Annotated in this window: 19 protein-coding genes; 9 read left to right on the top strand and 10 right to left on the bottom strand. The window is 73.2% G+C overall.

Translation table 11 applies throughout. The features are described 5' to 3' along the window. Window positions 1–91 precede the first annotated feature (91 nt). Complete coding sequence (locus ACH4RC_RS29580) at window positions 92–475, bottom strand: hypothetical protein (protein ID WP_398206317.1); 384 nt, start codon at window positions 473–475, stop codon at window positions 92–94. Between the two features lie 207 nt (window positions 476–682). On the opposite strand from ACH4RC_RS29580, the gene ACH4RC_RS29585 reads away from it, so the two are divergent. Continuing rightward, window positions 683–1,492 (top strand): SGNH/GDSL hydrolase family protein, encoded by an 810-nt coding sequence (locus ACH4RC_RS29585; protein WP_398206318.1) that lies wholly within the window; start codon window positions 683–685, stop codon window positions 1,490–1,492. A gap of 22 nt (window positions 1,493–1,514) precedes the next feature. Here the strand turns inward: ACH4RC_RS29585 and ACH4RC_RS29590 are convergent, their stop codons facing one another. The 4 genes from ACH4RC_RS29590 to ACH4RC_RS29605 form a co-directional block, all read right to left on the bottom strand. After that, on the bottom strand, window positions 1,515–3,203 hold the full coding sequence (locus ACH4RC_RS29590) for a serine/threonine-protein kinase (RefSeq protein ID WP_398206320.1): 1,689 nt from the start codon (window positions 3,201–3,203) through the stop codon (window positions 1,515–1,517). Window positions 3,204–3,242: 39 nt separating this feature from the next. Then, the gene (locus ACH4RC_RS29595) at window positions 3,243–4,910 is read right to left on the bottom strand and encodes a nickel transporter (protein ID WP_398206322.1); all 1,668 of its coding nucleotides are present in this window, start codon (window positions 4,908–4,910) and stop codon (window positions 3,243–3,245) included. Then, entirely contained in the window at window positions 4,907–6,217 is a 1,311-nt protein-coding gene (locus tag ACH4RC_RS29600) for a tetratricopeptide repeat protein (protein WP_398206323.1), read from the bottom strand. Before ACH4RC_RS29600 ends, ACH4RC_RS29595 begins: the two co-directional genes overlap by 4 nt. Before the next feature lie 109 nt (window positions 6,218–6,326). After that, window positions 6,327–7,874, bottom strand: coding sequence for a DUF4331 domain-containing protein (locus tag ACH4RC_RS29605; RefSeq protein WP_398206325.1), 1,548 nt, complete (start codon window positions 7,872–7,874; stop codon window positions 6,327–6,329). Between the two features lie 342 nt (window positions 7,875–8,216). On the opposite strand from ACH4RC_RS29605, the gene sigK reads away from it, so the two are divergent. From sigK to ACH4RC_RS29620, 3 genes are all read left to right on the top strand, one after another. Next, a complete protein-coding gene (sigK, locus tag ACH4RC_RS29610) occupies window positions 8,217–8,774 on the top strand; it encodes an ECF RNA polymerase sigma factor SigK (RefSeq protein ID WP_398206327.1) in 558 nt (185 codons plus the stop codon). Next, complete coding sequence (locus tag ACH4RC_RS29615) at window positions 8,771–9,520, top strand: anti-sigma factor domain-containing protein (protein ID WP_398206328.1); 750 nt, start codon at window positions 8,771–8,773, stop codon at window positions 9,518–9,520. Before sigK ends, ACH4RC_RS29615 begins: the two co-directional genes overlap by 4 nt. Window positions 9,521–9,646: 126 nt before the next feature. After that, window positions 9,647–9,916, top strand: a complete 270-nt coding sequence (locus ACH4RC_RS29620) for a hypothetical protein (RefSeq protein ID WP_398206329.1) — start codon at window positions 9,647–9,649, stop codon at window positions 9,914–9,916. 156 nt (window positions 9,917–10,072) lie between these two features. Here the strand turns inward: ACH4RC_RS29620 and ACH4RC_RS29625 are convergent, their stop codons facing one another. Both ACH4RC_RS29625 and ACH4RC_RS29630 read right to left on the bottom strand, forming a co-directional pair. Beyond that, window positions 10,073–10,858 carry an ABC transporter permease gene (locus tag ACH4RC_RS29625; protein ID WP_398206330.1) on the bottom strand — a complete coding sequence of 262 codons (786 nt, stop codon included), beginning with the start codon at window positions 10,856–10,858 and terminating at the stop codon, window positions 10,073–10,075. After that, window positions 10,855–11,832: an ATP-binding cassette domain-containing protein gene (locus ACH4RC_RS29630; protein ID WP_398206332.1), complete on the bottom strand. Its 978-nt coding sequence runs from the start codon at window positions 11,830–11,832 to the stop codon at window positions 10,855–10,857. The genes ACH4RC_RS29625 and ACH4RC_RS29630 overlap by 4 nt, the downstream gene beginning before the upstream one ends. A 75-nt stretch (window positions 11,833–11,907) precedes the next feature. Here ACH4RC_RS29630 and ACH4RC_RS29635 point away from each other — a divergent pair, with 75 nt between their 5' ends. Continuing rightward, window positions 11,908–12,621 (top strand): TetR/AcrR family transcriptional regulator, encoded by a 714-nt coding sequence (locus ACH4RC_RS29635; RefSeq protein WP_398206333.1) that lies wholly within the window; start codon window positions 11,908–11,910, stop codon window positions 12,619–12,621. Window positions 12,622–12,724: 103 nt separating this feature from the next. Here the strand turns inward: ACH4RC_RS29635 and ACH4RC_RS29640 are convergent, their stop codons facing one another. The 3 genes from ACH4RC_RS29640 to hmgA all read right to left on the bottom strand — a co-directional run bounded on the left by ACH4RC_RS29640 (window position 12,725) and on the right by hmgA (window position 16,389). Next, window positions 12,725–13,939, bottom strand: coding sequence for a type ISP restriction/modification enzyme (locus ACH4RC_RS29640; protein WP_398206335.1), 1,215 nt, complete (start codon window positions 13,937–13,939; stop codon window positions 12,725–12,727). 22 nt (window positions 13,940–13,961) lie between these two features. Continuing rightward, window positions 13,962–14,711, bottom strand: a complete 750-nt coding sequence (locus ACH4RC_RS29645) for a GntR family transcriptional regulator (protein ID WP_398206336.1) — start codon at window positions 14,709–14,711, stop codon at window positions 13,962–13,964. Window positions 14,712–15,063: 352 nt separating this feature from the next. Further along, window positions 15,064–16,389, bottom strand: coding sequence for a homogentisate 1,2-dioxygenase (gene hmgA, locus ACH4RC_RS29650; protein WP_398206338.1), 1,326 nt, complete (start codon window positions 16,387–16,389; stop codon window positions 15,064–15,066). Window positions 16,390–16,570: 181 nt separating this feature from the next. Between hmgA and ACH4RC_RS29655 the strand changes: the two genes are divergently transcribed. From ACH4RC_RS29655 to ACH4RC_RS29670, 4 genes are all read left to right on the top strand, one after another. Continuing rightward, window positions 16,571–17,152 (top strand): hypothetical protein, encoded by a 582-nt coding sequence (locus ACH4RC_RS29655; RefSeq protein WP_398206340.1) that lies wholly within the window; start codon window positions 16,571–16,573, stop codon window positions 17,150–17,152. A 96-nt stretch (window positions 17,153–17,248) separates the two neighbouring features. Further along, window positions 17,249–17,857, top strand: a complete 609-nt coding sequence (locus tag ACH4RC_RS29660; protein ID WP_398206341.1) for a TetR family transcriptional regulator — start codon at window positions 17,249–17,251, stop codon at window positions 17,855–17,857. Window positions 17,858–18,013: 156 nt separating this feature from the next. Then, window positions 18,014–20,227: a molybdopterin oxidoreductase family protein gene (locus tag ACH4RC_RS29665; protein WP_398206342.1), complete on the top strand. Its 2,214-nt coding sequence runs from the start codon at window positions 18,014–18,016 to the stop codon at window positions 20,225–20,227. 133 nt (window positions 20,228–20,360) lie between these two features. Further along, on the top strand, window positions 20,361–21,779 hold the full coding sequence (locus ACH4RC_RS29670) for a CitMHS family transporter (RefSeq protein ID WP_398206343.1): 1,419 nt from the start codon (window positions 20,361–20,363) through the stop codon (window positions 21,777–21,779).

A 21,779-nucleotide genomic window follows, 5' to 3' on the forward strand; every position in this document is an offset into this window, starting at 1 on the left:
TCGTCCGGTGGACGTGCGGACGGTGGACGTGCGAACTCGACAGCTGGGCTGGGCTCTACGGGTGTTCCTACGGGTGTTCCTACGCGTGTCTCTACGGGCGTTGCCGCGGCCGGTACGCGTACCGGCACATGAAGGCGAGGGCGCTCAGCGCCCCCACGGCGATCACCCCGCCCTCGACCGACCAGTGCCGGGTGGCGAGCATGCCCTGGGCCACCAGCATCACGACGGTGACCGCGCCGGTGAGGGACAGGACGCCGCGCACCCACGGGTCGAGGCCGCGCAGCGCGGCGGCGAACACGGCGCCGGGCGCGGCCAGGAGGTAGAAGAGCGCGAGGGGCCCGCGCAGCGGCGAGTGGGCGTCCGAGAGGACGAGGACCAGACCCGCGACCAGAGCCGCGCCCCCGGTCAGGACGGCGGCGCCCGCGAGCAGACGGGGCGCGCCGCTCGACGGGAGCTTGATCCGAATGGTCTGCATTGGCGACTTTGCCCCCCGACGCGCCGGATGCCGGACTTCAATGTGGCGCAGCGCCGAAGAGGCGTCAAGACGCGAGATGAGGGTAAGTCAGTTCTGTGACATGTACGCGTAATTGAACACTGGTCGAACGTCCGTCGGAGGTACTTCCCGGTAACTGTGGCGCGTGGTACCACAGTTATCAGCAGAGATCCTGCTAAAGGAGGTTCCATGAGACGTTTCCGACTTGCGGCATACGTGACCTCGTTCCTCTTCGCCACCGCGGCGGCCCTCACCGGGGCGGGCGCGGCCCACGCGTCCGGCACCGCCGCGGCCACCGGCTACGTGGCCCTCGGTGACTCGTACTCCTCCGGGGTCGGGTCCGGCAGCTACGACAGCGCGAGCGGCAACTGCAAGCGCTCCTCGAAGGCGTACCCCGCGCTGTGGGCCGCCGCCCACTCGCCCTCCAGCTTCAACTTCACCGCGTGTTCGGGCGCGCGGACAGCAGACGTCCTCTCCGGTCAGCTCGGCCCGCTCGGCTCCGGCACCGGGCTCGTCTCGATCAGCATCGGCGGCAATGACGCCGGGTTCGCCGACGTCATGACGACCTGCGTCCTCAACTCCGAGTCCACCTGCATCAACCGCGTCAACCAGGCGCGCGCGTACGTGACCTCGACCCTTCCCGGCAACCTCGACAAGGTGTACTCGGCGATCAGCGCCAAGGCGCCCGCGGCCCACGTGGTGGTGCTCGGCTACCCCCGCTTCTACAAGCTCGGCGGCTCCTGCATCGCCGGTCTGTCCGACGCGAAGCGGTCGGCCATCAACTCCGCCGCCGACCTGCTCAACAGCACCATCGCCAAGCGCGTCGCCGATCACGGCTTCACCTACGGCGACGTGGCGGCCAGGTTCACCGGGCACGAGATCTGCTCGGGCAGCGCGTGGCTGCACAGCGTCAACTGGGGCAACATCGGCGAGTCCTACCACCCGACGGCCGCCGGGCAGTCGGGCGGCTACCTGCCCGAGCTGACCTCCGCCGCGTGAGGACCGGTAAGCCGCGCAAGGACTAGTAAGTCGGTGAACCGGTGGCGGTCCCGCTCGACGACGTGGACGGTGTCGACGACGTGGACGGTGTCGACGACGTGGAGGGTGTCGGCGACGTCGTCGGCCTCGACGGCGTGGACGAGGTCGACGGGGCCGCCACCCTGCACGTGACCACGTAGACCACGTAGTTGGAGGTCGTCGAGCGCGGGCTGCGCACCTCGACACCGATCTGGTCGCGCAGCGTCCCGCCCGTCCGGTACGCCGTCTGCGTGGTGTCGACGGTACGGCTGCGCGCGCCGCCCGCACCGAAGCTCAGGGTCTTCCAGCCGGGCTCCGACGCGCTCCCGCTCCTGGTGACCCAGCGGTACTCGACCTGGGCCGGGGTCCGGCCCACGGTGATCCTCGCCGCGAACGCGGGCGCCCGCGCCGAGGACGGCGGGCACGTCCCCGAGTAGCTCCCGCGTACGGTGCTCACGCCGACGCGGACGGACTGGGCCGGGGCGGTGGTGCTCCCGACGCCGCCCGATCCACCGGCACCGGCTGTGCTGTCGCCACCGCTTGAGCTGCTGCCGCCACCGCCGCCACTGCCGCCCGAGGAGCCGGAGCCGCCGTTGTCGCCGCCGCCGTCCCGGTTGAGCAGCGCGTACGTCAGACCGCCGATGGCGAGGAGCAGGACGACGATCCCCGTCATGAGTGCGAGCGAGGCGCGGCGCGCGCGGCGCTGGTCCGCGCCGTCCGGGCCGTCCGGGTCCGTCGTCGTGGTCGTCGCGCCGCCGGACGCCGGCGGGGCCGGCGCCGGGAGGGGCAACGGAGGTGTGGACGTGGCCGGCTGCCGCGACGTCACCGTCGGCATCCCCGCCGTCGGACCCTGATAGCCGAACAGGCTCCCGCCCGCGCCGACGATCCGCAGGTCACGCTCCGCGTCCGCCGCCGGGGTCCGCGCGGCCGGGGCCTTGCGCAGCAGGCCCTCGATGACCGGGGCGAGCGCGCCCGCCCGGCGCGGCGGCGGCAGCTCCTCGTCGACGACCGCCCGCAACGTGCTGAGCGGGGTGTCCTGCCGGAACGGCGAGTACCCCTCGACGGCCGCGTACAGCAGCACCCCGAGGGACCAGAGGTCGGACTCCGGCCCCGGCGCCCGCCCCAACGCCCGTTCAGGAGCCAGGAACTCGGGGGAGCCGATGATCTCGCCGGTCATCGTCAGCGCCGAGGTGCCCTCGACCATGGCGATCCCGAAGTCGGTGAGCACGACCCGGCCGTCGTTCGACAGGAGTACGTTGCCCGGCTTCACGTCGCGGTGCAGGACCCCCACGTCGTGCGCGGCGCGCAGCGCGGCCAGGACCTCGGCGCCGATGTGCGCGGCGCGGTCCGGCTCCATCGGGCCCTCGGCCTCCAGCTGCTCGGCCAGGGAGACCCCGCGGACCAGCTCCATGACGATCCAGGGCCGCTGGTCCTCGGTGGCCACGTCGTACAGCGTCACCACATTGCGGTGCGCGACGCGGGCGGCGGCCCATGCCTCCCGCTCCAGACGGGCGTACATCCGCTCGACATCGGTCGTCGGCAGCCCGGCCGGGGCCCGCACCTCCTTGACGGCGACCTCACGGCCGAGGACCTCGTCCCGGGCCCGCCACACCGTGCCCATGCCGCCTTCGCCGAGCGGGTCGATCAGCCGGTACCGCCCCGCGACCACACGCTCACTCACGGGTGCCCCCATTCGCGGATCCGCGGCAAGACAAGCCTGAACAAAAGTAGCTCAACCGAGCGCGGTTGCAGCCCCCTTGAAGACCAATCCGCAGCCGAGCGCGAGCACGACGCAGGCCGAGCCGAGGGGCACGAGCCGCTGCGCCGCGCGCCGCCCCCGCGCCCTGCTCCCCGCGATCCGCCGCGCCGCGAACGCGCCCGCCCGCACCACCACGAACCCGGCGGCCGTCAGGGTGACGGCGAGCCCGGCCCCGTACGCCAGGACGAGCAGCACCCCGAACCACGCCTGCCCGAGCGCGGCGGCGCCGACGAGCACGACGACGGCGGACGGACTGGGCACGAGCCCCCCGGCGAACCCGAGGAAGAGCGCGCCGCGGAGGCCGGCGCCGGGGTGCGCGTGGTCGTGCCCGTGCCCGTGCCCGTGCCCGTGCTCGTGGTCGTGCGGGTGGTCGTGATCGTGCCCGTGCGGGTGTCCATGGCTGTGCCCGTGCGGGTGCGCCCTGTTGCGCCACGCCTTGCGTACGAGCGTCACGCCCGCGGCCGTGACCAGGACGCCGCTGGCCACTCCGAGCCAGGCCACGACCGAAGGCGCCGCCGCCGATCCGCCGATCACGAGGGCGCCGAGCGCGACGACGCCGAGCGTGTGCGTCACCGTGACCGAGGCGGCGAGCGGCAGGACGTCGCGCAGCCCGGCCCGGCCGCGGGCCGCCGCGGTGGCCGCCATCAGGGTCTTGCCGTGGCCCGGGGCCAGGGCGTGCAGGGCGCCGAGCAGGAGGGAGGTGGCCAGGGCGAGCGCGGCGAAGCCCGGGGTGAGGTCGTGCCGGGCGACGAGCCCGGACAGCGCGCTGGTCCACCGGTCGGCGCCGCGCGGCAGCACGCTCGACGCGTCGGGCCCGCTCGGCTTCCCCGCACGCAGGGCGGGCCCGCCGGGAGTGACGCGCAGGCTGGCGCTGGTGGCGTCGGGCGGCGACTTGAGCAGGTCCTCGGGGTACCGGGTGAGTCGCTGGGAGAGGGACGTACGCGGGACGTCGCTGCGCACGAGGGTCGTCCGGTCGCCCTGGGCGGTGATCTCGTGCCAGCCGGGCCCGTGCCGCCCGGGTGCGCGGAAGGCGACGGTGGCCGCCCGGTCGCGGGGGAGTGTGGCGGTCGCCTCGCACTCGACGCGCAGGGTACGAAGCCCGGCCTGACCTGGCCGGTGGACGGCGCGGCCGGTACGCAGGCTGACGACGGTCCGCGCCCCGTCGACGGTGACCTCCGTCCCCCGCACGGCCTTGCGGCACCGCTCCCGCGCCCAGTCCCCGATCCCGGCGCGTTCGACGGCGCCCCGCACCTGCGTCGCCGGAATCTCGGCGAGATCCTCGATGTGCGTGATCCGCAACCGCTCCGGGCCGGTGACGAGGCCGTCGTAGGTGTTGGTGGTGAAGTTCCCCAGCGGATGCGCGTGGGCCCGCGGCACCGGGACCAGGAGGAGGACGAGAAGGAGCAGAAGCCCGAGCCCCGCCCAACGCAGACGGTGAACGCCCGGCCATGTGCGCGGGGCGGTGGCGTCGGCGGTGGAGCAGGGGCCGGTGTCCGGCGGCGTGGCGTGGACGACGAGCCCGGTCTCCAGGCGGTCGGCATGCAGGGGCGCCCGTCGTCGGCGCCGGGTGCCGGCGGCGAGTGAGCCGCTCGGCCCGGCCCCGCGCGGACGGTCCGCACCGCCCGGCCCCGGGCGCGTCATGGCCGGCCCCCCGACAGCGCCCGCGCCGCCTCCGCCCCCACCGGGGAGAACTCCGGGTTCAGGCGCAGCGCCCGGGTCAGCCACTCCTTGCGCTCCGCGCCGCGCGCGACGGCTCCGCGGTGGTAGGCGAAGGCGGCGTCGCGGTAGCCGGTACGGGTGGCGAGACGGGCGTAGGGGAGGGCCTCGGCGTCGCGGCCGTTGACGTGCAGGGCCCAGGCGAGGGCGTCGGCCGTGTGGACGGTGTGGCGGCGGGACCACTCGGCGCGGGCCGCCCGCAGCGCGGCGCGGCGGTCGCCGTGGTCCGCGGCGGCCAGGGCCGTGTCGAGGTCGACGTCGACGCCGTTGGCGCGGGCCAGCCTGGTCCAGGCCGAGACCAGGCCGTACTGCTCGCGCGCCGCGGCCTTGTCGCCCCGCGCCTCGTACAGTTCGCCGAGCGCGACCAGCGGGCCGGGCAGCGGGTAGCGGGCCACGACGGTCCGCAGGTCCCGGATGGCGCCCGCCTTGTCGCCCCGGCCGGCGCGTGCCCTGGCCCGGCACTCCAGCGCGGCCACGTGACCCGGGTCGGCGCGCAACGCCCGCCCGCAGTGGCGCAGGGCTTCCGCGAAGTTCCCCTGCCGCCAAGCCAGTTGGCCGAGGGACGTGGCCGTGTAGGAGACGTCGCCGGGGGCGGTCGCCCCGGCCAGCGCCTGCTCCAGCGGGCGCCGCGCTCCCGCGATGTCGCCGCGCAGTTCACGTACGTAGGAGAAACGCGTGAAGACCGGCACCCCGGGGCGGCGGGCGTCCGCCTCGTCGGCGGCGCGGGACGCCTCCCGGTAGCGGCCGAGTTCGACGAGCGCGTCGATCCGGGTGGCCAGGGCGCGCTCGCTGTACGCGTTCACGGCGAGGGCGCGACGGGCGTCGTGCAGCGCGCCCGTGAAGTCGTGCCGGGCGGCGGCGAGCGCGGCGCGGCCCGCGAGCGCGGCGTCGTTGCCGCCGGGGCGCAGCTCCAGGGAGCGGGCGAGGGCCCGGTCCGCCTCGGCGTAGCGCGACGGGTCGCCCCGGGTGCGGGCCTGTTCGACGTAGGCCGTGCCGAGGTTCGCCCACCCCGCGTCGTCCTTCGGCTGGGCCCGCAGGTGCGCCTGCAACGCCCGTACGCCCGCGTCGAGTGTCCTGGTGCCGAGCCCCTGGAGCGGCGCGGCGGGTGCGACGGCGGCGGGCGCGGAGCCCTGCTCGCCGCCGCTCCCGCCGATGGCGATCGCGCCCCCCGTGAGCGCGAGCGCGAGGGCGCACGCGGCGACAGCGTCACGTCCTGAGAAGCGCGGTGCCATGAGACGTCCTCTTCCTGATCCGGGTTCTTGATCCGGGTTCTTGGTCCGCAGACGGATGGGAGGCGCGGCCCGTGGGGGGCTCACACGGGCCGCGCCGTTCAGGTGGGGGTCACGCGGCGCCTCCGCGCCGCCCCCGGGTCCGCCACCACGCGAGGCCGAGCCCGATGAGCAGGGCGCCCGCCGCCCCGGCCGCGGCCGACGCGATCAGCACGGTGTCGGTGTCGCCGGACGAACCGGTCGACGCGCCCGTGTTCACCGCGCCGCCGTTCAGCGCGCTGCGGGTCTGGTCCTCGCCGTCCGCCTTCTTGGCCGTCGGGCCGCGCGAGCCGGACGTGGGCAGGGCCACGTACGGGAAGGTGGAGCCGAACGCCTGGTCGTTGGCGTCGACCGCGTCGCCCAGGTCGTTCTTGTTGCCGAGCAGTTCGCCCTCGACGGCCTGGAGCTCGATGTCGACGACGTCGTCGGTGAGCCTGCGCCCGTTCGGGAACCCGGCGTTGTCCCCGTCGAGGACGCCGAGCCGCTTGGGTGAGTCCGTCGGCTTGACGGAGGTGTTCAGGCGGAGCATCTCGGAGGGCCGGACGTTCGGCGGCTGCGTCAGCCCCTTCACGCCGGTCAGGAACACCGACACGAGGTCGTCGCGCGGCTCCGCCGGAGCCTTGAGGCCGTAGATCTTCTCCAGGAGCTTCGGCAGCTCGGGCTTGGTCACGTACGGCAGGAAGTCCGCGTCGTTCCACGGATGGGACGCGTTGAACTTGTCCTTGTCCTTCTGCGGTACGACGACCTCGTTGACCAGCGGCGAACCGAGCCGCGACACCTGCGTCCAGCCGCCCTTGGCGTTCTTGCGCTGGGTCGTCGACCAGACGCCGATGACCGGCTGCTTCTCCGACTGCCGCAGCTCGGCCGTCGGGACCTGGAGGGCGATCGTGTTGACGTTGTACCCGGCGAGCGTGTCCCGGCCGACCTCGGAGAGGTCGCCGCCGTACAGCAGGTCGAAGACGCGCAGGTCCAGGAAGAACGGGTCGTCGGCCTGCCCGGCGAACGCGGCGCCGCCGCCCTTCACCTTCCGCGTCGCCTGGTCCCGCAGGGTCTTGTAGTCCGGCATGGAGGCCTTGCCGACGTTCGACGGCGCGACCGGCACGTCATTCGCGAGCTTCGACGTGGAGACGACCTTCTGGTCCTTCAGCTTGAGCAGGTCGATGTCGTAGGTCTGCGTGACGTTGAGGTCAGGGTCGTCGAGGCTGGTGACCGGTCCCGTGTTGTAGAGGAACGTGTTGCCGTTCTTGGTCTGCGTGTCGAACGTCCAGCGGTAGAGCAGGTCGCCCTGTCCGTCGCCGTCACTGTCGATGTGGATGTCGTGCTGGGACTTCTCGGCGAACGGATAGAAGTTCGGCCCGCCCGCCGGCTCCTCGAACGGCAGCCAGTTCGCGACGAGGGTCGTCGTGTCCGGCTTGTCGGGGCTGACGAACGCGTACACGTCCGTGTTGTCGTGCAGCGGGTCCCCCGAGATCAGCGGGGCCTCCCGGTGGCTGGAGGCGTGTGCCTGTCCTGGTTGAAGCACGGTCGCACCGGCGGCTGCGAGCCCCCCTGCGGCCAGCGCGCTCGCGACGAGCGCGGCCAGGGGGCGAACCCCCCGGCGACTCCTGGCAGTTGCTGTCATCGCGTCCGAACCTCTCTCGCATTGGTCCTCGGTGCCCGCACGGCGCGAGCTTCATGACGGCCATTCGGGGCGAGGCGCTTCGCGGATTGGTGCGGGATGCGGGAGCGCGGTGAATCGGTACCGGGCGCCGAGCCGCCCAGGGGCGCGGGGAACTGCGCGCCCAGCCACCGAAAAGCCGCGGGCGCGTTCTGCTCGTGACATGAGCAGCCGCGTCCGCGGCTTGCGTCGTGGCTGGTCGCGCACTTCCCCGCGCCCCTGAAGCGGCGGCGCCCATCCGGACGCACCCCTGTCTCCGAACCACTCGAGGCAGCACAATGCGCGCAGGGGACCGATGGGGGACCGATGGACGTCACGGACGCCGCCGACGAACTGCTCATCCGCGTGGGACGCGGCGACGAACGCGCCTTCGAGGCGCTGTACGAGAAGGTGGCGGGCCCCGTATACGGCCTCGCGCGGCGCGTCCTGCGCGACCCCGCGCAGGCCGAGGAGGTGGCCCAGGAGGTACTCCTGGAACTGTGGCGGACCGCCGCCCGCTACGACCCGGCGCGCGGCGGCGCGCTCTCCTGGGTCCTCACCCTCGCCCACCGCAGGGCCGTCGACCGCGTACGCAGCGTCCGCGCCGCGGGCGAGCGCGAGCGGCGGGTGGCCAGGCGCGCGGAGGTCCCCGCTTTCGACCAGGTCGCCGAGGAGGTGGAGAGCGGCCTCGAACGGGACTGGGTGCGCCGCTGCCTCGGCCGCCTCACCGACCTCCAGCGCCAGGCCGTCACTCTCGCCTACTACGACGGCTACACCTACCGCGAGGTCGCCCGCCGCCTGTCCGTGCCGCTCGGCACCGTGAAGACCCGTATGCGCGACGGGCTCCTGCGCATGCGGGCCTGCCTGGACGGGGCGTCGGCGTGAGCCCCCTGCCCCGGTGGCCGCGCGACCGCCACGCGCTCGCCGCGCCCTACGCCCTCGACGCGCTCGGCCCACGCGAACTCGCCTCCTTCGAACGGCACATGGCGAGCTGCGGACGCTGCGCCGCCGAGGCACGGTCGTACGCCGCCGACGCGGTGCGCCTGGCCCGCGCGACGGCGGCGCCGGTCCCGGCGGGCCTGCGCGACCGGGTCCTGGCCGCGCTCCGCGACGTGGAGCAGGAGCCGGGGCCCGCTCCGCCCGTGTCGCCGCCCCGCGCGCGCCGCCCGCTCCTCGTGCCGCTCGCCGCCGGGGCCGCCGCGCTCGCGCTCCTCGCGGCGGCGCTGCTCGGCCTCGAACTGACCCGTACTCAGGACCGGCTCGACGAAAAACGGAACGAGGCGCGTGAGATGGCCCACGTACTCGCCGCCCCCGACGCCCGCGCGGCGCGGACCGACGGACTCGCCGTCGTCGCCTCCCCGGCGCGCCGCGAGGCGGTGATCACGGTCACGGATCTTGCCGCCCCGCCCCGCGGACAAGATCACCAACTTTGGCTGATGTCGGGCTCGGAACCCCCGCGATCCCTTGCCGTACTGCCCGACCGGGGCCCCGACACGCCGTTGCTCGCCTCCGGCTTGACGGCGAGCGCTTCTTCACTGGCTGTCACCGAGGAGCCGGACGGCGGCTCCGAACGCCCGTCAAGTGCCCCGCTTGTCCAACTCGCCCTGAATTCAGTCGGATTCGGAGAGTAATCGACTTTGGGTCGTCAACCTCCCCACGGGGCAGGTGAATCGTGCGGCCGGGATACACGAGTGTCCCGATGGGGCGATAGGGTTAACCTGCCCGGGCCGGGTGCCCTCGTACGGGTGGGGAGTGACATGGAACAGATAACAGTGCGCAGCAGGCCTCGTGTGCCTGCGATCACGTGCGGAAGCAGCGCGACCAGTACGCGTCTCGACCGCCATCTCGCGGTGCTCGGCGGTCCCGCCGTGCCCCAGGGCGAGGTGGCGGAAGCGACGACGCTGATGCGTGAGCTCACCGCGCGTGACACCGCGCACAGGCGCGGCGGCAGCGCCGCGCGGGTGCGGCGGGTCTCGCTCTTCGCACCACTGCGGCGCCTGCGCCGCACGCTGTTCGGCGGCCACTAGCGGGCCGCCCGTCCAGCAGGGCTCGGGCCCGCGTCCGGCCTCCACGCCGTCCGGCGTACCGCTGCGCATCTCCGCGACCGTCATCCCCACGGCTTGCGGCGGGCGCCCCGGCGAGGAGGCAGGGTGCGGGCCCTTCTCTGTGCCCCTCTCCACGGTTCAGCGCCGGCCGCGGGTGTGGCGGCGGACCGCGAGCGGCACACACAGCAGGAGCAGGACCGCGCACCAGCCGAGCGATCCGGCGACCGGGTGCGCCACCGGCCAGGAGGCGCCCTCGGGCACCGGCGCGTTGCCGAACAGGTCCCGGACCGCCGTGCACACCGCGCTGATCGGGTTCCACTCGGCGAGCGTGCGCACCCACCCCGGCATCCCGTCGGTCGGGATGTACGCGTTCGACAGCAGCGGCAGCATGAACGTGGCGCTGCCCAGCTGTCCCGCCGCCTCCTCGCTCTGCGAGACGAGCCCGAGCAGGATGCCCGCCCAGGTCATGGCGAACCGGAAGAGCAGCAGCAGCCCGAACGCGGCCACCGCCTCGGCCGCCCCGCCCTCGGCCCGCCACCCCATCGCGAGCCCCACGAGCACCAGCGGCACCAGACCGACCGCGGTCGTCAGCAGATCGGCGCCGGCCTGCCCGAGCGGTACGGCGGCCCGGCTCATCGGCAGCGTACGGAAGCGGTCCATGACCCCGCGGTGCGTGTCCTGCGCCGCCGTGAACATCCCCGTCATGACCCCGTTGGCGGCCGTCGCCACGAGCATGCCCGGCACGAGATAGGCGCGGTAGTCGGCGCCCGGCATGGCGAGCGCGCTGCCGAAGACGTAGCCGAAGAAGAGCAGGAACACGATCGGCATCGTCTGCGTCATGACCGTGACGGCCGGGGCGTGCCGGACGCGCTGGAGATGGCGGCCGAGCATCGCCGTGCCGTCGTACAGGATCGCGGTGCTCATGCGGCGACCTCCCGGGTCTCCTGGTGGCCGGCTCGGCGGGTGAGGCGCAGGAACACCTCGTCGAGCGTCGGCGGGCGCAGGGTGGCGTCCATCAACGGGACGCCGGACGCGTCGAGTTCCCGTACGACGCGGGGGAGCGTGACGGCCGGGTCGAGGACGACCACGCCGACCGTGCGCTTCTCCGCGTCCAGGCGGGGCCGGGCGCCGGTGAGCTGGTCGAGGACGACGGCGGCCGCGTGCAGCGCCTGCTCGCCCGCCTCGTCCGGGACGACGATCTCCGCGTAGTGCCCGATCTGCGCCTTGAGCGCGGCGGGCGTGCCGGAGTGTGCGGCGCGGCCCTCGTCGATCAGCACGATCTCGTCGGCGAGCTGATCGGCCTCCTCCAGGTACTGCGTGGTCAGGACGACGGTCGTGCCGGCGTCGGCCAGTTCGCGGACCGCGTCCCAGATCGCGTTCCTGCTGTGCGGGTCGAGCCCGGTCGTCGGCTCGTCGAGGAACAGCACGGCGGGCCGCGTGATCAGGCTCGACGCGAGGTCGAGGCGGCGGCGCACGCCCCCCGAGTACGTGCGCGCCGGCCGGTCCGCGGCCTCGGTGAGCGCGTACCGCTCGACCAGCTCGTCCGCCCTCGACCGGGGCGCGCGCAGCAGCCGGGCGAACAGCCGCAGGTTCTCCCGCCCGGTCAGATCCCCGTCGACCGACGCGTACTGCCCGGTGACACCGATGCTGCGGCGGACCGCGTCCGGGGCGGACGTGATGTCGTGCCCCGCGACCCGCGCGGTGCCCGCGTCCGGGCGGAGCAGCGTGGTGAGCAGCCGGACGGCGGTCGTCTTCCCCGCCCCGTTGGGCCCGAGCAGGCCGTACACCGTGCCCTCGCGCACGGCCAGATCGAGTCCGCGCACGGCGTGCACGGCTTCGTCCCCCGATCCGAACCGTTTTTCCAGACCTTCACTAAGTACAGCGTACGTAGAAGTCATGGCCGCACCGTACCGCACTACGTACGCCGTACGTAACTGGGTCCGTCATTACGATGGTTCGCGAGGTGATGAGCAATGGCGGTCCGACCGGCCGTACCCGAAGTGATCTGGGCGCGCCCCGAGCGCTCCGGCCGTGGACCCCGTCCCGCGCACAGCAGGGACGACATCGCGGCCGCGGCCGTGCGGGTGGCCGACGCGGAGGGCATCGACGCGGTCTCCATGCGCAAGATCGCCGCTGAGCTCGGCATGGGCACGATGTCGCTCTACAACTACGTGCCGCGCAAGGAGGACCTGTACGAGCTGATGGTCGACGCCGTCAGCGCGGAGTACGAGTTCCCGGAGCCGAGCGGTGAGTGGCGGGAGGACGTGCTGGCGCTGGCGCGGCAGACCCGGCTGATCATGCACCGGCATCCGTGGCTGCCGCGGCTGATGTCGCCGGTGTACGGGTTCAGCCCGAACGCGCTGACGTACCTGGAGTACTGCCTGCGGTGCCTGGACCCGCTGGAGCTGTCCTACGGGACGAAGATGGAGCTGATCGCGGCCGTCACGGGGGTGGTCACCACGTACGTCTCCAGCGAGATCTCCGGCGTCGAGCGGACGCGTTCACTGCCGTGGAGCGCGGAGCAGGAGCAAGCCGTGCGGATCGCTTATCTGGGCGGGCAGGTGGCTTCGGGGCGGTATCCGCGGCTCGCTGCCGCGTTCGGTGAGGATTCCGGGCCCATCGATCTGGAGGCGGTGTTCGAGAGGGCGTTGCTGCGGACCCTGGCGGGTTTCGAGGCGTCGGGGTGATGCCGCGGTTCGGGTACGTCCGGCCGTCGGCCGGCTGACGCGCCGTTGTGGCCGGGCGCGCGGTTCCCCGCGCCCCTGCGACGCGCACTTCGTGCGACCTCTGTCAGAGGAAGGCGAACTGGCCGCCGGGGCCCTCCTCCGGCTGGTCCAGGACCGTTGCCGGGCGGCGGGACGCCGGGGGGACCGGGATTATTCCGGCTCGGCGGAGGTCGTAGGGGCCGAGGAGTCCGCCCAGGCCGGCGCGGAGGTCCTGTCGCTGTGGTTCCAGTTCGGCCAGAAGCGCCAGGACCGCGATGAGTTCCAGTAGCTCCGATGTCCATTGCCGGGGCCAGGCCGACGGGCGGACGGCCGCCAGCGTGCCGGGTTCCGCCGGTGCCGTGCGGCGGGCGAACCACTGTTCCAGTACGCGGACGCCGCTGACCTGGAAGTCCCAGGCCGGGGCGGGGACGGGCGAGATGCGGCCGTCGCCGATGAGGAGGGCCTCCTCCTCGCGGTCGTAGAGGAGTTCGGTGGGGCGGGGCGGCAGCGGGGCGCGGACGTACGGGCGCCGTCCGCCGGGGAGTCTGGGGCGGTCGGCGCCGTCGCCGCGCTGGTGCAGCCACAGGGTGCGGCGGCCGAGTTCCACGCCGCGCGCCCACACCTCCGGGTCCACGGGCAGCGGGACGCGGACCTCCTTCGCGTCCCGGGTGGCGGTGGCGAGGATCCAGGCCAGGAGGGATTCGGGGTGCACCTCGTGGCCGTAGCGGGCCGAGAGGTGGGGGAGCAGGCCCGGGGCGATGTTGGGTTCGGTGGCGGCGGGGCGCCGGTACAGCGGGCGGATGCCGCCCGGCCGTCCGGCGGGGGAGCGGCCCTCGGGGAGGATGGCGCAGGCCAGGAGCGCGGGGCCGCCGGCGTCGGGGACGTAGCCCTGCTCGACGAGGAAGAGCTGGCGGTCGTCCGCGACCCGCCACAGCTCCGGGCGGGCCGCGTCGATCAGGCGCTGGTCGGGGATGAGCCATTGCTCGTCGAACGGTCCGTGCAGGATCCGTACCGGCTCCGGGCACGGGCCCTCCGCGCGCGCCAGCGGCTCGGTGCCGGCGCGCTGACGCGGGAGTTGGGCGGCGGCCGTGCGCAGGGTGCGGGAGCGGGACGGCTGGAGCAGCGCCTCGCGCCGGCCCAGGGGGGCGGCGACGAACGCGTCCCACCGCGCCTTCAGCGCCGCCGCGTCCGGGGCGACCGGCCAGGCACGGCCCAGGCGCAGGGGCGCCACGGACCACGGCATGAGGTCCGAGAGCGGCATGGCGTCGGTGAGCGGCCCGTCGTTCGTCACGCCCGGCATGCTACGTGGCCTCCGCGTTCCGTCAGTGGGCGTCCAGCGTCACCGTGAACGAGAAACGGTCGCCGCGGTAGTGGATGACGGCCACGTCGAGGACTCTGCCCTCCTCGTCGTAGGTGACGCCCGTGTAGTGCAGGATCGGGCTGAGCAGCGGCACCTTGAGCAGCCGGGCCGTCTCCGGGTCCGCGAGCCGGGCCTCCACCGAGTCCGTGATGCGGCTGATCCGCGCCCCCAGCACGTCACGGAGCACCTTCGTCATCGGCCAGCGCGCCAGATCCGCCACGTCGACCCGGCCGCCGAGGTCCGGGCGGACGTAGTTGCGGGCGTGGTTCGTCGGCTCGCCCGTCTTCTCGTCGCAGCGCAGCCGGTGGTACGTGGAAACGGACTCGGTCCCCGGGAACAGTTCGGCGTACTGCACCGGGGCCGCTGCCGTGCCGTGCGCGAGGACCTCCGTCACCATCCCGGACTGCTGCGCCACGATCGCGTCGACCGAGCCGAGCAGGCGTACGGGCGCGCCCCGCTGGGCCGTCGGCTCGATGAACGTGCCGCGGCGCCGGTGCCGCGTGATCAGCCCCTCGTCCTCCAGCTCCTTCAGCGCCTGGCGCATCGTGAGCACCGAGACGCTGTAGTGCCCCGCGAGCTGTTCCTCCGTGGGGAGCCGGAGCGGGTCCTGCGGGGAGCGGCCCAGTATGGAGGCGCGCAAGGACTGCGACACCTGGTACCAGAGAGGGAGTTTGCGGTTCAGGACGATCGAGTCCGGGGCGAATGACGTCACGGGGTATCCGTATCTGTCGGGGCCGGGATCGTGCAATGCGCCTGTTCGTCTGCCGGGTTTTCTGTTCGCGCGCGAGTGCGGGTCGGTGGGGGCTGGTCGCGCGGTTCCCCGCACTCCTGGAGCATGCGGCTCCGCCGCAGCCCCATGGCGGCGCACGTCCCGCGCGCCTCTCTGAGATGGCGCACGCAGTGCGCATCTCAGGGGCGCGGGAAACTGCGCGACCAGCCACGATGTATCCGTCAGCCGCGAGGGACCCGTACCTGGCGGACGTCGGGGCGCACCCGTCACCCGCGAGGGACCCGCACGCGTCAGCCACCCGCAACCACCACCCGGCGGACGCCAAGGCGCACGCCTACCCCCTGAAGTGACGTTCGAGCCCGCGCCACACATCGTCGTACGCCCGCTGCAAGTGCCCCGCGCGAGACGCCTGCGCCGTAGCCGTGATGGGCCATCGCGTCTCGAACATGAACGCGAGGCCGTCATCGACCCGTTGGGGCACGAGCTCCGCCGCGCCGGCCCGGTCGAACGTCTCCCGGTCGGGCCCGTGCGCGGACATCATGTTGTGCAGCGACCCCCCACCGGGCAGGAAGCCGGAGGCCTTCGCGTCGTAGGCGCCCTCGATCAGGCCCATGTACTCGCTCATGACGTTCCGGTGGAAGTAGGGCGGCCGGAACGTGTCCTCGCCGACGAGCCAGCGCGGCGCGAAGACGACGAAGTCGACGCCCGCGAGGCCCGGGGTGTCGGACGGCGACGTGAGCACCGTGAAGATCGACGGGTCCGGGTGGTCGTAGGAGATCGTGCCGAGGACGTTGAAGCGGCGCAGGTCGTACACGTACGGGACGTGGTTGCCGTGCCAGGCGACGACGTCGAGCGGGGAGTGGTCGTACGTGGCCGTCCAGAGGTTGCCGCAGAACTTGTTGACGACCTCGACGGAGCCGGCCCCGTCACCCCCGTCGTCCTCGTACGCGGCGACCGGCGCCCGGAAGTCCCGCGCGTTGGCCAAACCGTTGGCACCGATCGGGCCGAGATCGGGGAGGCGGAACGGGGCGCCGTAGTTCTCGCACACATACCCGCGGGCGGTGCCGTCGAGCGGCTCGACGCGGAAGCGGACTCCGCGCGGGATCAGGGCGACCTCGCCCGGTTCGGCGGCGAGGAGGCCGAACTCGGTGCGCAGGAGCAGCCCGCCGTGCTCGGGGACGATGAGGAGTTCGCCGTCGGAGTCGCTGAACACCCGCCCGGTCATGGGGGAGTCGGCGTGGTAGAGGTGCACGGCCATGCCGGTGCGCTGGGTCGCGTCGCCGTTGCCGCCGAGCGTCCACAGGCCGGACAGCCAGTCCGTGCCGGGCGCGGGGTCGGGCAGCGGGTTCCATCGGCGCCGGTTGGGGTCGGGGACGGCTTCGGTGAAGGGGGCGGTGCGCAGGGCGCCGTTGTCGACGCGGGTGAACTCGGGGTGCGCGGCGGACGGGCGGATGCGGTACAGCCACGAGCGGCGGTTGTGGGCGCGGGGCTCGGTGAAGGCCGTGCCGCTCAGCTGCTCCGCGTAGAGGCCGAGCGGGGCGCGCTGGGGGGAGTTGCGGCCGTGCGGCAGGGCGCCGGGCACCGCTTCCGACTGGTGCTCGTTCCCGAAACCGGACAGATAGACCAGACCCTCGGCCGCTTTGCGTGCGTCCCCGCTCATCTTCGCTCCCTCGTCCCTGATTCCTATGTTCTACCGTAGGATTCGGAGATCACCCGCGCAAGAGCCCTTTCAGGACGGCAGGCATCTCCCGGACCGGAGATCCTGGGGTCGGGCCTTCTCCGGGCGGGACTCCTCCCCTGGGGGGATCCATGAAAGTGAGCGTTGCTCTACTCTCCCGGTCATGTTTGCGGTCGGATTCAGGACACCGTGGCTGCGCGCCGCCGTCGCCGCCCTGGCGTGCGCCGTGCTGACGGGGCCTGCCGCCGGGTGCGGGGGCGACGGCGGCGGTCCGCGCACGGCCGGCGAGATCCTCACCGGCCGCACCGACGGCGAAGGCAGGCCGTACCGGCAGGTCCCCGAGGAGGACGCCCCCGAGATCGGCGTCGTCGTCCAGCCGGACGGGGCACGGCCGGGCGGCTGGGACGTCCGGATCCGCGTACGCCACTTCCGGCTCAGCCCCGAGGGCACCCCTGCCGATGCCGTGCGCGGGCGCGGCTACGCCCGGCTCTTCCTGGACAGCCACCCCCTCGCCCGCCTGCGCACCACCACCTACCGGCTCCCGCCCACCCGCCTCGCCCGCGGCACGCACCACCTCACCGCCCGCCTCTACGCCGACGACCACACGGTCTGGGCGGTCGACGGCGAACCGGTCGAGGCCACCGCGGACCTCACCGCGTCGGACGCCGAACCGTTCCCGGGGACGAGCCCCGACCTCACCGCGTCGGACGCTGACCGGTCCCCGGGGGCAGGCCTCGTAGGCTGACCGCTTCGGACGCCGAACCATCGCCAGGGACGAGCCCCGACCTCACCGCGTCGGACGCCGAACCGTCCCCGGGGCAAGCCCCGTAGGCTGACCGCCATGTCCCACCCCACGTCCCTGCGGCGCGCCCCCGTCCAGCAGCGCAGTGCCGAGCGGCTGAGCCGGATCCTCGACGCCTGCGCCGAACTCCTCGACGAGCAGGGCTACGACGACCTGAGCACCCGGGCCGTCGCCACCCGGGCCGACGTGCCGATCGGCTCCGTCTACCGGTTCTTCAGCAACAAGCGCGCCATGGTCGACGCCCTGGCCCAGCGCAACCTGGAGAGTTACGCCGAGCGTGTCGCCGAGCGGCTCGCGGCCATCCCGACGGACGACTGGCGCGGCGCCATGGACGCCGTCCTCGACGAGTACCTCGCCATGAAGCGCACGGCCCCCGGCTTCTCCCTCGTCGACTTCGGCACGCAGATCCCCGTCGGCGACCCCGACGCCGACCCCAACCACCGCGTCGCCGACACCCTCACCGACCTCCTCGCCCCTCACCTGGCCCGCACCCCCGACGCGGCCCTGCGCCGCACCTTCCTCGTCGCGGTCGAATCCGCCGACGCCCTGGTCCGCCTCGCCTTCCGGCTCGACCCGGCGGGAGACGAACGGATCATCGCGGAGATCAGGCAACTGCTGCGGGCTTACCTGGCCCGCGTCCTCGACTGACGCAGCGGCGGCAGCGAACAGCGGCAGCGACCGCGGCCGTGTCCGCTTCTGTCCGGGTCCCGTTCGGGCGACCGTCTCCCCCTGCGGCATACCGCTCGGTATGCTCAACCCGCCCGCATGCCAAGCAACCGCTCAGCGACAGCCCCGGGAGACGACATGCCCCGCACCGCCCTGCGCATCTGCCCGCTCTGCGAAGCGACGTGCGGACTCAGTCTCACCATCGAGGGGACCCGCGTCACCGGCGCCCGGGGCGACCGCGACGACGTGTTCAGTGGTGGGTTCATCTGCCCGAAGGGCGCCTCCTTCGGCGCCCTCGACGAGGACCCCGACCGGCTCACCCGACCCCTGGTCCGCAAGGACGGGCGGCTCCAGGAGGTCGGCTGGGACGAGGCGTTCGACACCGTCGCGGCCGGGTTGCGGCCGGTCATCGACGCGCACGGGGCGAACTCCGTCGGCGTCGTCCTCGGCAACCCCAACGTGCACACCATGGCCGGCGCCCTCTACCCGCCCGTCCTGCTCAGCACCCTGCGCACCCGCAACCTCTTCACCGCCTCCACCGTCGACCAGATGCCCAAGCACGTCTCCAGCGGGCTGCTCTTCGGTGACGCGAACGCCATTCCGGTACCCGATCTCGACCGTACTGATCACCTCCTGCTGCTCGGCGCCAACCCGGTCGAGTCCAACGGCAGTCTGTGCACCGCGCCCGACTTCCCCGGCAAGCTCAAGGCGCTGCGCGCCCGCGGCGGCACCCTCACCGTCGTCGACCCGCGCCGCACCCGCACCGCCCGACTCGCCGACCGGCACGTGGCGATCCGGCCCGGCACGGACGCCCTGCTCCTCGCCGCCCTCGCGCACGTCCTGTTCGAGGAGAAGCTCGTCGACGTCGGGGCGCATCTAGCCGATCACGTGCAGGGGATCGATGAACTCTCCGACGCGCTGCGGGACTTCAGCCCTGAAGCCGTCGCCGGTCGCTGCGACGTCCCCGCCGACACCCTCCGCACCCTCGCCCGTGAACTCGCCGCCGCCCCCACCGCGGCCGTCTACGGCCGGGTCGGCAGCAGCACCGTCGCGTTCGGCACCGAGGCCAGCTGGCTCGTCGACGTCCTGAACGTCCTCACCGGCAACCTCGACAAGCCGGGCGGCGCCCTCTTCCCGCTCTCCGCCACCGTCCCCGCGCCCCGCCCCGCGGGACCGGGCAAGGGCTTCGCGCTCGGCCGCTGGAGCAGCCGCGTCTCCGGACACCCCGAGGCCAAGGGCGAACTGCCCCTCGCCGCGCTCGCCGAGGAGATCGACACCCCGGGCGAGGGCGCGATCCGCGCCGTCATCGCCATCGCCGCCAACCCCGTCCTCTCCGCGCCGGACGGCGACCGCCTCGACAGGGCCCTCGGCTCGCTCGACTTCATGGTCAGCGTCGACCCGTACCTGAACGAGACGTCGCGCCACGCGCACGTCGTGCTTCCGCCGCCCCCGCCGTCGCGCAGCGCCCACTTCGACTTCGCGTTCAACTCGTTCGCCGTACGCAACCAGGTCCGCTACACCCGCGCCGCCGTCCCCCTGGCGGACGGGCAGCCCGACGAGTGCACGCTCCACGCCCGCCTCGTCCTCGCCGCGAGCGGGCAGCACGGGGCGCCCGCCGAAGCCGTGGACGACATGGTCATCAGCGTCGCGCTCGGCAAGGCCGTCACCACCCCGCACTCGCCCTGCCACGGCGCCGACCCCGAGCGGCTCGCCCGTGAACTCGGCGGCGCCACCGGTCCCGAGCGCCGCCTCGACATGATGCTGCGCCTCGGCCCGTACGACCTCACCCTCGACGACCTGCTCGCCCACCCCCACGGCATCGACCTCGGCCCGCTGAAGCCGCGCCTGCCCGGCCTCCTCAGGACCCGCAGCGGCCGCGTCGAACTCCTGCCGCGGCCGATCGCCGACGACCTGCCGCGCCTGCGCCGGGCGCTCGCCGACGAGGACCACGGGCTCGTCCTCGTCGGACGGCGCCACCTGCGGTCAAACAACAGCTGGATGCACAACATCCCCGCGCTCGTCGGCGGCACCAACCGCTGCACCCTCCACGTCCACCCCGACGACGCGGCCGGGCTCGGACTGCGCGACGGCGCCTTCGCCCGCGTGCGGGCCGCGGGCGGTGAGGTCGTGGCGCCGGTCGAGGTGACCGACGCGGTGCGGCCCGGCGTCGTCAGCCTGCCGCACGGCTGGGGCCACGACCGCCCGGGGACCCGGCTCGGGGTCGCCGCGCGGAACCCCGGCGTCAACGTCAATCAACTCCTCGACGGCACCCTCCTCGACCCGCTCTCCGGCACCGCCGTGCTCAACGCCGTCCCCGTGGAGATCGAGGCCGCCGCACCGTCCCCCGCGTGACCTGGAGTTTTGCGCTTATTGCTCACGTGTCAACGTCTTGTTAACGCGTTCGCGGCGCCCCTAACGTCTCGCTGACCGCCCCTCCCCACAGGCGGCAGTTCAACGGCGAACAGAGACCTTAGGGACCCACTCCATGCTGACCATCCTCGGCTTCGCCATGATCGCCACCTTCCTGGTGCTGATCATGGCGAAGAAGGTGTCGCCGATCGCGGCGCTCGTGCTCATCCCCGCGCTCTTCTGCGTCCTGGTGGGCAAGGGCGCGCACCTCGGCGACTACGTGATCGCGGGCATCGGCGACCTGGCGCCCACCGCGGCGATGCTGATGTTCGCGATCGTCTACTTCGGCGTGATGATCGACGTCGGCCTCTTCGACCCCGTCGTGCGGGCCATCCTGCGCTTCGCGAAGGCCGACCCCGTCCGCATCGTCGTCGGCACCGCCGTGCTCGCCGCGATCGTCTCCCTCGACGGCGACGGCTCCACCACCTTCATGATCACCGTCTCGGCGATGTACCCGCTGTACAAGCGCCTGAAGATGAGCCTCATCGTGATGACCGGCGTCGCCGCGACCGCCAACGGCGTCATGAACACCCTGCCCTGGGGCGGCCCGACGGCCCGCGCCGCCACCGCCCTCAAGGTCGACGCCAGCGACATCTTCGTCCCGATGATCCCGGCGCTCGCCGTCGGCATGGTCGCTGTCCTCCTCCTCGCCTACGTCCTCGGGCGCCGCGAGCGCAAGCGGCTCGGGCACCTCTCCCTGGAGCCCGTCGCCGAGACCGTGACCGAGACCGCCGACGAGAAGGTGCTGGTCGGCGCGGGTGCCGGTAACGGTGCCACCGGTGGGGGAGACCACCCCGCGCCCTCGCCCTCACCCTCGTACGAGAACGAGGACGAGGACGAGGACGGCGACACCTTCGCCGGGCTCGACCCGAACCGCCCCACCCTGCGCCCCAAGCTGTACTGGTTCAACGCGCTCCTCACCGTCGCCCTGCTCACCGCGATGATCATGGAGCTGCTTCCCATCCCGGTCCTGTTCCTGCTCGGCGCCGCACTCGCCCTCTCCGTCAACTTCCCGCACATGCAGGACCAGAAGGCCCGGATCGGCGCGCACGCCGAGAACGTCCTCAACGTCTCCGGGATGGTCTTCGCCGCCGCCGTCTTCACCGGCGTCCTGCAAGGCACCGGCATGGTCGACCACATGGCCGAGTGGGTCGTGAACGGCATCCCCGACTGGATGGGCCCGCACATGGCCCTGGTCACGGGCGTGCTGTCGATCCCGTTCACGTACTTCATGTCGAACGACGGCTTCTACTTCGGCATCGTGCCGGTCCTCGCCGAGGCCGGGAACGCGCACGGCGTCTCCACCCTGGAGATCGCCCGCGCCTCCCTCGTCGGCCAGCCGCTGCACATGTCGAGCCCGCTGGTGCCGGCCGTGTACGTGCTCGTGGGCATGGCGAAGGTCGAGTTCGGTGATCACACCAAGTTCACCGTGAAATGGGCCGCGCTGACCGCTCTGGTGGTCCTCGGCGCGGGCCTGCTCTTCGGCATCGTGTGA

Source organism: Streptomyces sp. NPDC016845, from assembly GCF_044332585.1.
Lineage (GTDB): Bacteria > Actinomycetota > Actinomycetes > Streptomycetales > Streptomycetaceae > Streptomyces.